At 43.2% G+C, this 13,782-nt stretch carries 10 protein-coding genes; 3 read left to right on the top strand and 7 right to left on the bottom strand.

Features of this window, described 5'->3' with window-relative positions; translation table 11 throughout:
* Positions 1–41 precede the first annotated feature (41 nt).
* Entirely contained in the window at positions 42–566 is a 525-nt protein-coding gene (locus NFU46_RS14680) for a DUF2569 domain-containing protein (RefSeq protein ID WP_063529420.1), read from the top strand.
* 1 nt (position 567) lies between these two features.
* On the opposite strand, the gene NFU46_RS14675 is transcribed toward NFU46_RS14680, so the two are convergent.
* The 7 genes from NFU46_RS14675 to NFU46_RS14645 form a co-directional block, all read right to left on the bottom strand.
* Positions 568–1,848 carry a PAS domain-containing sensor histidine kinase gene (locus NFU46_RS14675; RefSeq protein ID WP_251602787.1) on the bottom strand — a complete coding sequence of 427 codons (1,281 nt, stop codon included), beginning with the start codon at positions 1,846–1,848 and terminating at the stop codon, positions 568–570.
* The gene (locus NFU46_RS14670) at positions 1,849–3,225 is read right to left on the bottom strand and encodes a sigma-54 dependent transcriptional regulator (protein ID WP_251602785.1); all 1,377 of its coding nucleotides are present in this window, start codon (positions 3,223–3,225) and stop codon (positions 1,849–1,851) included. It abuts the gene before it with no gap.
* Between the two features lie 63 nt (positions 3,226–3,288).
* Positions 3,289–5,739 (bottom strand): ABC transporter permease, encoded by a 2,451-nt coding sequence (locus tag NFU46_RS14665; RefSeq protein WP_251602783.1) that lies wholly within the window; start codon positions 5,737–5,739, stop codon positions 3,289–3,291.
* On the bottom strand, positions 5,739–6,491 hold the full coding sequence (locus NFU46_RS14660; RefSeq protein ID WP_130050224.1) for an ABC transporter ATP-binding protein: 753 nt from the start codon (positions 6,489–6,491) through the stop codon (positions 5,739–5,741). Before NFU46_RS14660 ends, NFU46_RS14665 begins: the two co-directional genes overlap by 1 nt.
* Complete coding sequence (locus NFU46_RS14655) at positions 6,488–7,765, bottom strand: efflux RND transporter periplasmic adaptor subunit (RefSeq protein WP_251602781.1); 1,278 nt, start codon at positions 7,763–7,765, stop codon at positions 6,488–6,490. The genes NFU46_RS14660 and NFU46_RS14655 overlap by 4 nt, the downstream gene beginning before the upstream one ends.
* Positions 7,766–7,919: 154 nt before the next feature.
* Entirely contained in the window at positions 7,920–8,582 is a 663-nt protein-coding gene (locus NFU46_RS14650; protein WP_054562939.1) for a response regulator transcription factor, read from the bottom strand.
* A 112-nt stretch (positions 8,583–8,694) separates the two neighbouring features.
* The gene (locus NFU46_RS14645; RefSeq protein ID WP_251602779.1) at positions 8,695–10,986 is read right to left on the bottom strand and encodes a TonB-dependent receptor; all 2,292 of its coding nucleotides are present in this window, start codon (positions 10,984–10,986) and stop codon (positions 8,695–8,697) included.
* 295 nt (positions 10,987–11,281) lie between these two features.
* Here NFU46_RS14645 and NFU46_RS14640 point away from each other — a divergent pair, with 295 nt between their 5' ends.
* Both NFU46_RS14640 and NFU46_RS14635 read left to right on the top strand, forming a co-directional pair.
* Positions 11,282–12,583 (top strand): GntP family permease, encoded by a 1,302-nt coding sequence (locus NFU46_RS14640; RefSeq protein WP_054562937.1) that lies wholly within the window; start codon positions 11,282–11,284, stop codon positions 12,581–12,583.
* A 9-nt stretch (positions 12,584–12,592) separates the two neighbouring features.
* Complete coding sequence (locus NFU46_RS14635; RefSeq protein WP_251602777.1) at positions 12,593–13,780, top strand: homoserine O-acetyltransferase; 1,188 nt, start codon at positions 12,593–12,595, stop codon at positions 13,778–13,780.
* Positions 13,781–13,782: the final 2 nt, after the last annotated feature.

The raw sequence follows: 13,782 nt of genomic DNA, 5'->3' as shown, positions 1-13,782 counted from the left end.
TAAGCGTATAGTAGAAGAAATAAAAATAATAAGGACAACTCATGGAAGAAGCAAAACAACAAAATCAAATCGAAACACCAGAAGCTAAAAGCCCCGAAAATGATGACTTAGTTGGCATAAAAGGTTGGCTTATTCTAGTGGCGATAGGTGTGGTACTCAGCCCTTTTAGAGTATTTATCGAATCAATTAATACCTTTAAACCCATTTTCACGACCGAGATGTGGCAACGCTTAACATCGCAATTTGGTGATATGTATCATCCGCTTTGGGAGCCTTTACTGATCATTGAAATGGTGTTTAATGCAGCACTATTTTTAGCTTCGCTTTATTTAATTGTGTTGTTTTTTAAGCATAAGAAAGCATTTGTAAGTTGGTACTTAGCGATATTATTTGGTGGATTAGCGTTTATTGCTCTCGATGCCTATGCGGTTAGTTTAATTGTGCCCGATGTCGACGTGTTCGACGATGAAGTTAGAACTATGATTATCAGAGGGCTTATTCAAGCTGTGATCTGGGGACCTTACATGCTGTTATCTAAGCGTGTGAAAGCCACATTTGTAAAATAAGCTATCTGGGCACCGTAATTGTAGCTTCTGTGCCTTGCTGGGGTTTTGAGTTTATTGATAATTCAAAGCCTTGGTTGCGCACAAGTTCTCGGGTGATCACAAGTCCTATACCTGTGCCATTTGCTTTGGTTGAGTAAAATGGCACGAACAAGTTATCGGGGTTTTGAATGCCACAACCTTGGTCGCTAATTGCAATATTTAAGCTATCACCCTGCCTTGACCAAGTGAGGTTAGGGGCAGAATTGCTGCCTGCTTCAAAGGCATTTTTTATCAGGTTGATCAACGCTTGTTCTAGCTGGCCTAAGTCGGCATTAACATGTAATTCTTCGCTGCTATTTATTACTAGTTCAGGAAAAATAGCACTTAAACGTGTGTTTAATTGCTCGCTACTGATTGCCTGCTTTTGTGCGGGTGGTAGCTTTGCAAACGCACTGTAACTGGCTACAAAATCAAGCAAGTGTTGAGCGCGCTTTTCTATAACTTGCAGCATATCTTGGGCGAGATCATCGTGACTGCTAATTTGCCCTTGGCGCTTAAGGGTTTGCAATGATTGACTCATTGAATAAATCGGCGTGAGTGAGTTACGTACTTCATGATTTAACACTCGAATTAACCGTTGCCAAACAAGTTGTTCATTATCGCGAAGCTGTTGCTCAATTGAAAAGAAGGTGAGTAATTCAAAGTTTCTGCCGGTCCGCCAAAAAGTCTGCGATGAGATTTGAAAGCGTTGTTTAAACAGTGAGTCACTGTTTTGTTGCCATTCGCCATCATGCAGAGCAATGCCTAAGTCGCTGGCCGACTTACCTTCAATTTGGCGATGACTAATACTGTTTATAAACGCCTTATTACTAAAGTAAATTAAGCCATGGGGGTCTAGTATAACGATGGGTAAGTCCAGCATGCTGGCAAACTCAAAAACAAACTCTTCTGTTTGCATATAATGGCGTTTGTTCTTGGCTATTTTATTGCTGAGCTTGGCAAAATCTTGCTTAAGCGCTGCGACTCGTCCACTTTGATAAGACGCTAAATGCCAACTATTACTTTCGTCATTTGCCAATGCATCTAGTTGCAGGCCAAAGCGTTCAACCACATCGGTGATCGCACGGTAGCTTTTAATTAAAGCAAAAGCGCTTATCCCGATAAACGGCAATAATAGGCTGATACTAGCAAACCAATCTAGTTTTAAGCTGAGCGAAAGGGCAATACCAAGCGTTAATAGCACCGCTATAAGCATATAAAAATAGCGTCGAATACGCTGCTCTAACGACAACTTGTTACTCATTTAGCGTTCTACTTCTTTTAAATCGAGCTGATGTTTATCAATGCGACGATAAATCGCCGATTTGCTTAACCCTAAAAATTCTCCTGCGGCGATAACATTGCCATTAAATTGCAGCAGTGCTTTTTGAATCATCTGTTTTTCAAGCTCTTCAAGGGGCAATAGTGGCAAAGCCTGTTCGGCATTGCTATTTGTTTGCTCGCAACTTGGTTGATCTAAAATGAGGTCATTGGCTTGAATATTGTTGTTATCGCTCATGATCACCGCGCGTTCAATACAATGGCTTAGCTCACGAATATTACCAGGCCAACTGTAATTTTTTAGCGCCCTTAGAGCGTCATCACTGAGCGCCATATTCGCGCGTTGATATTTTTTACCATGCACCAACAATAAGTGTTCTGCCAAGGGAGCGATGTCGTCTTTTCTGTCACGAAGCGGTGGAATGTGCAGTTCAATGGTATTGAGTCTAAATAATAAATCACGGCGGAACTCACCCTGCTCAATAGCTGTAGCTAATTCGCTATTGGTGGCAGAAATAATGCGAACATTGGCGGTTTTGGTTTGGCTTGAGCCTAGCACTTCAAATTCTTTGCTTTCTAGCACACGGAGCATTTTACTTTGTAGCTCAAGGCTTAAAGTCGCAATTTCATCTAAAAATAAGGTGCCGCCTTCGGCAATTTCAAAACGTCCTAGGCGGTCTTCTTTGGCATCAGTAAAAGAGCCTTTCTTATGGCCAAATAATTCACTTTCGAATAGCGTCGGGGCAATGGCGCCAACATTCACGCTTACATAGCGTTTATCAGCTCTGAGCGAGTGCTGGTGGATATAATGTGCCAATAAGCTTTTGCCAGTGCCATTTTCGCCGGTAATTAAAATGCTGGCATCGGTTTTAGCTGCGCGCTCAGCTTTGGCAAGCAACAGCTGCATGATTTCTGATTGAGCTATGTAATGTGCTTGTGTGTCACTGGTAAGCGCCTTTAAGCACGCGTTGTCGTGATTACTTTGCTTGAGCTTGAGTTGTTGTTGTACAACGGCGGTTAAGCGCAAGTTATTCCATGGCTTTTCAACAAAGTCGACTGCCCCTAATTGCATGGCTTTAACGGCAACATCAATGCTGGCCCATGCGGTCATCACAATGACAGGTATGGTCGAACCTAATTGATTTAGTTGCTTTAAAAAGCGTAACCCTTCTTCACCTGAGGTCGTGTCGAGCTTGTAGTTCATATCAAGCAAAATCAGGCTAATGTGCTCCGATTTTAATAATTCAAGGGCATGTTCAGGGCCTTCGGCCTCAAGGCAGTGTAAGCCTAATTGTTGTAATGCAACAGTAGCAGCCAGACGTACATCAGCTTGATCGTCTATGACTAATATTTTGTCCATGATGTTTTCTTATTATCCTGTTGAGGCAGCTTAAGCTAAAACTTAAGCCACCATTTTGTGCTGTTAATCGTTACGTAGTGCGGCCATAGGTTTTGCTTTAAGCAGTAAAACCAAAGGTCTAAAGCAAGCGAATAGCGCAATACATAAGGTAATACTCCAAGCGAGTAATTGCAGTCTTACATCAAGTATAAGCCAAGACATTAGCTGTCCTTGTAACATGTAAAAAACCACTATTACCGCGGCGAGAGCAACCGCAAAACCAATGAGCACAGGGATAATAGCTTCAACACTCATCAGCTTGAATAAGCGTGCTTTTTTCGCACCTAATGCCATACGAATACCAAACTCATAACGGCGCAGGCCCAGATTGTAGCTCAGTACCCCAAAAATACCGATTGCTGCTAATAATAGAGTAAATAGCGCTAAGGTACTACACAGAACCACGGTCAGTCGGCTCATATACAGTAAATTGTCGTACTCTTGTTGCAGGTCATTAAACTGCCACATGGTTAAGTCGCTGTTCTTTTCTTTTAGCGTATTAAGTATTTGTTTATTAGTCAGCTTAACGCCATCAGAAGCTTTGATAGTAAACATGTAGCTATACGGTGTTGCTGGCCACCAAATGTGACGACCAAACGACTCATCGTAGTATTTAGGGTGATTAAAGTCTTCGGTTACACCCACCACTTCATACATCTTTTCTTCTAAGCCTTGGTAGCTCTTGCCAATGATATTTCGATAGTCTTGGCCTGGTAATAAGTTCTCTGCCACGCTGACTGACACCAGTATCTCGTTGGTTTCACCACGTATAGCTTGTTCACTAAAAGTGCGGCCAGCGAGAATTTTGGTGTTAACTAAAGCAAAGTAATCAGGCCCTACCCACTGACTAGGGAAGAAAACTGAGCTTTTACCGTTTACATCAGTCAGGGTGTTGGCGTTTTGCCTTTGCGAAACAGGGCTGTGACCTAGGGCAACATCATCAATGCCTTGGCTATCAAGCAAAACCTGCTTGTATTGCAGCATATGTTCGTAGCGCTCCGCCAATGACATCTGATTATTTGGCTGGAACAGGTTGGCAAAATACAGGTTTTCGGTATCACTGCCGAGTGGGCGGTTAATCGTGCCCATGGCTTTACTCACTACCATCACCGAAAAACTCACAAGCAGTGCGGCAACAAACATTTGTGAGCCAATTAAAATGCGCACTGTACGGCCAGATACCTGCGAAACCCCGCCTTTTCCACTGTTCTGCATTTGCGTATTTAGGGTTTTGTAATTCACCAAACGCGCTGTAATTACAGAGAAAATATAAGCAAGAGCAATACACAGTATGATGGCAACAATGACCAACGTGCTATCAACCGCCAAGCTGTTAACCAGTGGTAATCGTCCTTCTGCCAATACTTTAAATAAACGTATGCCCCATACCGATAAAAACAGCGCAATGCTTACCGATAAGGTCATTAAAATTAGTGACTGTAAAAAGATACTTTTAAATAACGTGCTGCGTTTTGCACCTAATACCGCCTGTAAGGCGAGAGTTTTATGTTGAGCAAGAGCGCGTGAGAAAAACAAAGTGCTTACATTAAGTACCGCAATAATCAGTAGTCCTACTGCACCGGCTAACATCATTAAGCTTAAGTCATCGTTATTACCCAGCTCAACGTCACGATACGGGGTTACTTCAGGTTTTACATCGGTGATACCACCATTGTTTAGCCACTCTGATTTAACCGTATCAATTTGCTGTTTTAAATCGACTTTAACTTGATCTATGGTGACCCCAGGCTTTAAAACTGCAATCAGTTTTAGGTTTTTAAAAGTGTTTGTCCATGGGCTTTGCCAATCATCATTGTGAAAGAAACGGCGGTCAGCACTTGATGGAAACCATACTTCAACATCGCTTGCTTTAAACATGTAAGGTGGGCTGAATGAATCATCAACAACACCGACGATACGGTGAACATAATCGGTTTCACCCGCCATGACTGAAAGTGTTTTACCAATGATGTTCGGGTCGCTGTTGTAATGCTTGCGCCAAAAATTGGCAGATATAACGACCCGATCATCAGGAGTTTCCAGCGTTTCTCCAAGGTCAAAACCCTGTCCCATTAAAAATGGTGTGTTTAATAAGTCAAAATAGTTGCCGCCAACATACAGCACTGGTTCTTTCGGTTCGCCATCTAGGTTTGCAAAGATTTGCTCACCTGCATTGATCATCATACTTTGTTCAAAGCTTTGATTATGCTTAAGCCAATGCACCATCGATTGATAGCTTTGAAAGCCGGTGGCATCGTAGTCATCATAAGTAAGTGATTGCTCAACCACCACCATGCGGCTTTCATCGTACACATCAAGGGGCTTTAAAAAGTAGCTGTTAACAAGGCTAAGCACCACAAACAAGGTGGCTAATGTTAAAGCAAGCGTTGCGATAACCGCAGTGACAAAGCCCGGAGCATTCATTAATGATGCCCACGCTAAGCTTAATTGGGCGCGTGTTTTGGTTAATTTCATTACATCACCTCGGCGCTTTCGAGTACTTGCTCAGCAGTGTCGCTGCTAGGTGCTTGGCGTGCTTCAGAGTAGGAAACAATTTCACCATCTAGCAATTTAAGTTGCGTCTTTGCACGTCCGGCATAACGTAAATCATGGGTTACCATACAAATCGTGGTGCCTTTTTTATTCAGCTCATCAAGCAAGTCCATGACGGCATCACCATTTTTTGAATCTAAGTTACCAGTTGGCTCATCCACCAATAAAATGCTTGGCTTGCCAGCCAGTGCGCGGGCAATAGCAATACGCTGTTGCTGACCACCAGATAATTGATTTGGTTTATGCTGAGCACGGTGGCCCATCTCAACTTCATCAAGGGCTTGCTTTACAGCAAGCTCAATTTCGCTTGGGCTCATGGCTGGCTCTCGATAAGTGAGCGGCAGTGCCACGTTGTCAAATACCGATAATTCATCAATTAGGTTAAACGACTGAAATATAAAACCAATATGAAGGTTTCTAAGTTCAGCTTGCTGATCCATATCGAGTGTTTTTGTATCGACTTCTTTAATGAAATAGTCGCCAGCAGTTGGGCTATCGAGTAAGCCTAATAATGACAGTAGCGTCGATTTACCACAGCCAGATGGGCCGCTAATGCAGATATAGTCACCTTGGTTAATATTCAGGCTGATGTCTTTTAATGCATAGGTTTCAACATTTTGGCCGCGATAAACTTTGGCGATTTTGTTTAATGAGATAAGCGTGTTGGTTTTCATAAACTGTCCTGTTCGATTTTTATTGTTGCCAAATGCTGCCATTTAGAAAGGTCTGAAATGATCAGCTGTTCGCCCACGGTGGCACCGCTCAAAAGTTGAATTTGATTGTCACTGAGTGTACCAAATTCGATATTGGTTGGCGTTGCTAACTGGGTATTTGGATTAAGTTTAAACAGCGTGGCTTCGCTGTGAGCTTGTGCTTTTTGTGGCACGTTAATGGTTAATGCATCGGGAATAATGTTGCTAACGACATAGCCTTCAATGCTTAAATCGGGTCGAGCATTAGCAGGCAGTGTGCCTTGTAAATCAAGTTCGATAATAACTCGACCATCGGTAACAATAGGGTCAATTCGGGTGACTTTGGCATCAACTTCACTGTGGTCTGCTTGGCTAAAGGTGTTTACTTTCGCTGCCATATTGAGTGCCACTTTTTCGGCATCTGCTTGCTTAACGCTTAGCTCTGCTTTGAGTGCTTTATTTGAGCCAACCACCGCAAGGCGGGTACCCGGCACGAGGTTTTGGCCAAGTTCAACATTCAATTCTTGCAGCATGCCATCGATACCTGCCGTTATTTGCAGCTGATCAAAAGCCTGTTGCTCAACTTGATAATTAAGCTCAAATTGGCTTAATAGTTCTTGCTGTATTTTGCTACGTTGTAAGTGCATTTCTTTAAGCTGTGCAAGGCGTTGCTGCTCGATACTTACGCGCTCTGTAAGCTGTGCAACGTTTAGCATGCTTCGTTTGTAATCGAGACTTGAAACAATCCCTTGCTCGATCAGTTTGCTTTCGGCATCGACTCTAAGCTCTGCGCTTTGCAGCTCACTTTTTAATATGGCGAGATTTGCTTGGCGCTCAAGTAGCTCACTCTGCTGATTAATTCTTTGCTCATTAACACTGGCTTTTTGGCGGGCAAGTTCTAGCCGAGCGACCGATAAACGCTGCGCTTGCTGTGGGTTGACGAGGCTTAAAATCACCGTGTCTTTTTTAACGATAGTGCCGGGGTAAACATGGATAGCTTCGACCATTGCGGTGTCGGTATTGGTTAAATAACGTTGATACTTTGGCTTTAAACGACCAAAGCCACGAATTTTTACCACAAAATCGGCTTGTTCTACGGTTGCTATTTGCAGTTGGCTTGCAGCAACCACAGTGGGTGTAGCCCATTGATACACCATTAAAGCGCCAAGAGCCGACACGCCCATGGCTGCAGCCATAAGCCATTTTTTAGCTTTTGATTGCTGAGGTTTGCGTTTTAGTGTGCTGTCTAAATCCATGATACTGAGAAATATAAATAATCATGGATTAGCTAAGGCGAGTTTTGTGCCAAAAATTAAGATATTGAAAAGTAATAACTTTTTGTTTTTTTTGAACGTGAGCTTTTCCCACTACTGGGAAAGCGAGTTTTAAAACTGGGAGTGAATGCTTAAATTAGCTTTCTTCGATTTTGCCAACCTGTGAAAGCTGGTTGAACAAAATGCCCGCTTGAGTACGGTTATAAACATTGAGTTTGCGTAAAATCGCTGACACATGTTGTTTGATTGTGGTTTCTTGAATCGACATTTCAAAGGCGATTTGTTTATTCAATAAACCGTCGGCAATCATCGCTAGTACGCGGTATTGCTGGGGGGTTAGTTTTTCGAGGTTACGAGCAAATTCGCTTTGTTCGTCGTTGATCACCACATCAGTTAAATCTACTTCAGGTGGTAACCAAGTGTCGCCATTGAGTACATGGCTAATTGCTTCACTGATGACATCTAAAGAAGATGACTTAGGAATATAGCCAGCAGCGCCAAGGCTCATCGCTTGTTTGATTATGGCGGGTGTCTCATTGGCAGAGACCATGATCACTAAGATATCAGGGTAGTGGTTACGCAGTTGCGAAAGGGCTTGTAGGCCATTTGCACCTGGGATCGTAAGGTCTAAAAATATTAGTTCAATCTCAGGGTGAGCGCTTAACAGTGTAAACAAACCATCAATGTCACTGGTCTCTTTAATATGTTCTTCAGGCACTGATGTCGCGGCAGCTTGACGCAGCGCACTTCTAAATAACGGGTGATCATCGGCGATTATGGTGTTCACAGCTAAAGACATTCCCTCGATTCTCCAATGCGTTATGTTATAAGTGATTTTGCCTTTTGAAACAAGGTTTGCCTGAGGGGAAGTTTCAGACAAACCTTTCTCACACAAGGATTTAGATTCTATTTTAGAAACGGTAACCAACAGTGAAGGCTACAGTGCGAGGGTCGCCGTAGTAACCAATCAGGGTATTATCACCACCTAAACCTGGAGTGTATTTGCTGATATCTGTTGGGTCTGTTGGATCAGGTGCCACGAATTGGTAACCACCAATCATGTACTCTTCATCCGTTAAGTTTTTACCGTAAAGACCTGCAGTCCAGTGACCATCTGTGCTGTACCAAGTGATACCCATATTAAAGATACCGTAAGCATCTTGCGTTAATAGGCTATCTTCTTCGAATAGCGCGTAGTCGCCTCTGTGGTAGTAGTTACCATTGATGACGAAGTCACCCATTTCTGTGTACATACGGTACGTTGCACCCAGATTAAAGGTTAAATCAGGTGTGTTTGATACCGTAAAGCGGTCTGATTTATCGAATGCTTCACCGGTTTCTGGGTCGTAATCAATTACGTTATCGAAGTTACTATCGATGTAACCTACTGATGCATCAAAGCTGAGTGATTCTGTTGCAACATAGTTAAGCTCAAGCTCAATACCATCTGATGTTGACTCACCAATGTTACCTAAACGCTGGTTTAGATCTGCATCTGTTTCACCAGGTAAGACGGAAATATATTGGCGATCTTTATGGTCAAGTGAGAATAAGGTGACGTTTGCACGTAAGTTGTTGTTCCACTCACTCTTCATACCGATTTCGAATGAATCAACGATTTCTGGCTTTGCAGCAGGCTCAGCCGTGCTTGCTCGTGGGTTGAAAGTACCTGATTTAAAGCCTTGCGCATAACTTGCAAAGAACATGATGTCGTTCGAATACTGATATTCAACACCTGCGCGCGGTGTGAAACGTGACCATTCTTCTTCATCATCGAGTACCGTTGGTACAAGTTGACCTTCTGAGCGAGTGTAACCAGGGATCCAATCTGATTCAGGGTAGACTGTATCAAAAATTAAACCGTTATAAACATTCGCCTCTTTTTTGTCCTTAGTGTAACGTGCGCCGAGTGTCATTGACCATTTATCGGTTAAGTCAATCGAGCTTTGGATATACGCTGCTTTACTGTTTGAATTACTACAGCCACCTGTTTCACGAGTTAAGCTTGGGCCACCTAGTGCCTGACCTAATACTTTTAAGATAGCTTGGAATTGACCGCAAGATTCACCATCATAGTAGTAAAGGCCCGAAACCAGTTTATAGTTATCGCCTTGATGATTTAGCTGTAACTCATGAGTGGTTTGCTCATCATCGTAAATAGCAGGTACATCGAAAATTTGAATTGACGTGTTATCAAAGTCGATATTCGTTGGTGAGTAGCTCTCACGGCTTGAACCAATATATTTAATGCTAGTACGGTCAGTCATATCCCAACGAGCAGTTAGGCTATAGCCTTCTAGTTCAACCTTGTTCCATGTTGGTAAGCTGGTGTAAGAGTCATACACGCTGTCTGGAACTGGCGCATCAGTAAGAATACTTGGTAGTAAACGGTAACCACCTTTTGCGTTTGATTTGTCTTCTGTTTTATCCCACGCGAAACGGAAGAATAAGTCGTCAGTCGGAGTGTATTCGAGTGTAACGCGAGCTGCGGTTACGTCTTTGTTGTAGTTTTCGCGGTCTTGGTTATCAAGAGAAGACGTTAAAAACTCGCCAAAGCCATCACGGTTAAGCGTTGCAAAACCAAAGCCCACGTAAAGCTTTTCGTCAACAATTGGTAATTGGCCAGTAATTTTTAAATCTTTTTGGTTATAGCTACCTACAGTGCCTTGAATATTTAAGGTTGCATCACCGCTCATTTCTTTGGTGACGTATTTAATGGCACCACCGATGGTATTTTTACCGTAAAGCGTCCCTTGTGGACCACGTAATACTTCGATTTGTTGCACATCAAGAAGGTCAAGCACGGCACCCTGTGGACGAGCAAGGTAGACATCATCTATATAAATACCTACGCCTGGCTCATACCCCCAAAGAGGATCTTGCTGACCTACACCACGAATAAACGCGGTAATTGTAGAGTTAGTACCACGGCTTGCTTGCAGGGTGGTATTTGGCGAGAACTGTTGAACTTCGGTCATAACGACGATGCCATTTTCAGCCAGTTCTTCAGCACCCACTGAGGTTACAGCAACAGGAACTTCTTGCAGGTTTTCAACAGTTTTACGTGCTGTTACCTGAATACGTTCAAGTTCACCTTTTTTTGCTGCAGGTTCGGCTTGTTCTGCCGCTTGAGCACTGACACCTGCCAAAGCAAGTGATACAGCCAGAGTAAGTGGCGCGACTTTTGGGTTAAGCTTTATCATGTTGTATTCCTTGTTATTGTTGTCATTAGTCTTATGGCCACTCACATTGATGTTGCCGAAGACTTAATAAGGTTTGCCCGTGTCACCTGTCAATTAATGTAGAAGATAGTTGCAGAAATTGAATTAGTACCATAGTGCTATACCCGCCACAGCCCTTTATTTATCAAGCAATTAAGCTATTTTTAAAGCAGATAGTACCTTAGTGTTATGTATTTTTTGAACGCTTAGGGTAAGACTGAAAGCATTATTCCGATGTCACCTCATCTGTGTAATAACAATAATTATAGGAATGTCTATGCTGAGCATGATAGGACTGTTAGGCGGTTTAATACTGCTGATCATTTTAACGCTGCGTGGGGTAAATTTATTTATCGCTGCGCCAATCTGTGCACTGTTAGTTGCACTTAGTAGTGGCATGGCCATTTTCCCTGTATCGGCAGATACAAACTTTATTAACGCCTATATGGATGGCTTTGCAGGCTTCTTAAGCGCATGGTTCTTTATGTTCTTACTGGGTTCTTTATTCGGTAAGTTCATGGAAGACACCGGTGCTGCAGACAGTGTTGCGAGCTACATTGTGGGTAAACTAGGTATGAAGCACGCCGTTCTTGCGGTTGTGATTGCCTGCGCAGTTTTAACCTACGGTGGCGTGAGCGTCTTTATTGTTGCGTTTTCTGTCTATCCAATGGCATTAAGTCTGTTTAAAGATGCAAACTTACCGCGCCGCTTTATTCCAGCAACACTGGCATTTGGTTCGGTGACCTTTACCATGACCTCGGCAGGCTCGCCAGAAATTCAAAACTGGATCCCGGTTAAACACCTTGGTACGTCACCCTATGCGGCTTGGGAAGTGAGCTTAGTGGTGGCTATATTCATGGCGACAGCAGGTTACTTTTGGTTAAACAAGATGATCAAAAAGGCCGTTGCTAACGGCGAAACCTTTGAAGCGCGCGATGATGATCCTGTCATTATTGAGCGTCGTCGTCCGCATCCAATTACGGGTGTGATCCCGCTGATCGTGGTGCTACTTTTATCATTTACGCTACATGATGTACTACAGCAAACAGCGCTTATTGTTGCCTTACTTGGTGGTGTACTGAGTATTGTGATTATTAACTTCAAGCATTTTCACGATATGGGTAACGCCATTAATGTTGGTACAACTGGCGCTTTAGTGGCAATCGGTAATACTGCTGCTGTGGTTGGCTTTGGCGCTGTGGCGAAAGTATCACCAGCATTTACCGCCGCTGTCGATGTGATGACCCATATGCCGGGGAATGAGTTGGTTGGTGCTGCGGTTGCGGTCAGTGTAATTGCCGGCTTAACAGGATCTGCTTCTGGCGGGCAAGCTATTGCATTACCTCTTGTCGCACCGGGTTATTTAGACATGGGTGTAAACCCTGAACAACTGCACCGAGTAGTGGCAATTAGCTCTGGAGCCCTCGATACCTTGCCGCATAATGGTTATGTGGTCACAACAATACGCGCTATCTGTAAAGAAACGCATCAACGAGCGTATTGGTCAATGGCAGCACTCACTGCGGTTATTCCGCTTATCGGTGTCGCATTGGCACTTGGACTCTTTATTATCTTTTAAGGAACAGCAATGAAAACCAAATTAATAATTTTGCTATGGCTGGTTGTATTTAGTAGCACTGCGTTTGGCGCTGCAAATAAAGCCGACACCATGCTGGTGGAAAAACAGCATTTTACGACAAAAGATTTTACCACCGTGTCTGGTGTGACGTTAGAGCAAGTGGATATTGGCTGGGAAAGCTACGGAAAACTAAACGCCAATAAAGATAACGTGATTTTAATCACTCATTATTTCTCTGGTACTTCTCATGCTGCAGGTAAATATAAAGCGGATGATGCCCTACCGGGTTATTGGGATGCGATTATCGGCCCAGGTAAAGCTATCGATACGAATAAATATTATGTGATTAGCTCAGATACTTTAGTGAATGCCAACTGGCATGATGAAAATGTAATCACCACTGGCCCTGCATCAACTAATCCAAAAACAGGCAAACCTTATGGCTTAGATTTTCCTGTGGTTACGATTACTGACTTTGTGAATGTGCAAAAGCGTTTACTCGACAGCCTAGGTATCACTAAATTACATGCTGTGATGGGCGCATCAATGGGCTCGTTTCAAGCACTTGAGTGGGCAACACGTTACCCAGATAAAGTAGAGCGTTTAATTCATGTGATTGGCGCTGCAACGATGGATGCATGGACAGTCGCTGCACTTGAAAAATGGGCGTTACCAATTCGTTTAGATAAAAATTGGCAGCAAGGTAATTACTACGGCAAACAGCGCCCGCTAGATGGCTTAGCGGCAACCATGCTTAATATTACGCAAGATGCGATGCATCCTATTATTTATAACGCGAGCTTCCCTGACTTTAATGTATTGGATGAAGGTGCATTAAAAGATATTCGTACCTTGCCTAAGTTAAACCAAGTACTCGCTCAGCGCGCAATGGCACGAGCGAAAACGCAAGATGCCAACCATGTACTTTATTTGGTCCGGGCATCACAGTTATTTACCGCTGGCATGCAAAGTGATTTAACAACGGCACTTAAAAATGTCTCTGCCAAAACATTATTACTACCCGCAACGAATGACTTACTGCTTCGCCCTGAAAACATGCGTACAGTGTTTGACACCATGAAAGCGGCAGGTAAAGACGTTGAGATTTCAGAAATTGAAGGGGGCTGGGGACACCTTGATGGTATTTTCTCAATCACCCCTAAAGCGCAGCTTATCAGTGAGTTTTTAGAGGAGTAGCC

Source organism: Pseudoalteromonas sp. NCCP-2140 (assembly GCF_023708065.1).
GTDB lineage: Bacteria > Pseudomonadota > Gammaproteobacteria > Enterobacterales > Alteromonadaceae > Pseudoalteromonas.
This window is presented reverse-complemented; position numbering and strand designations above follow the sequence as displayed.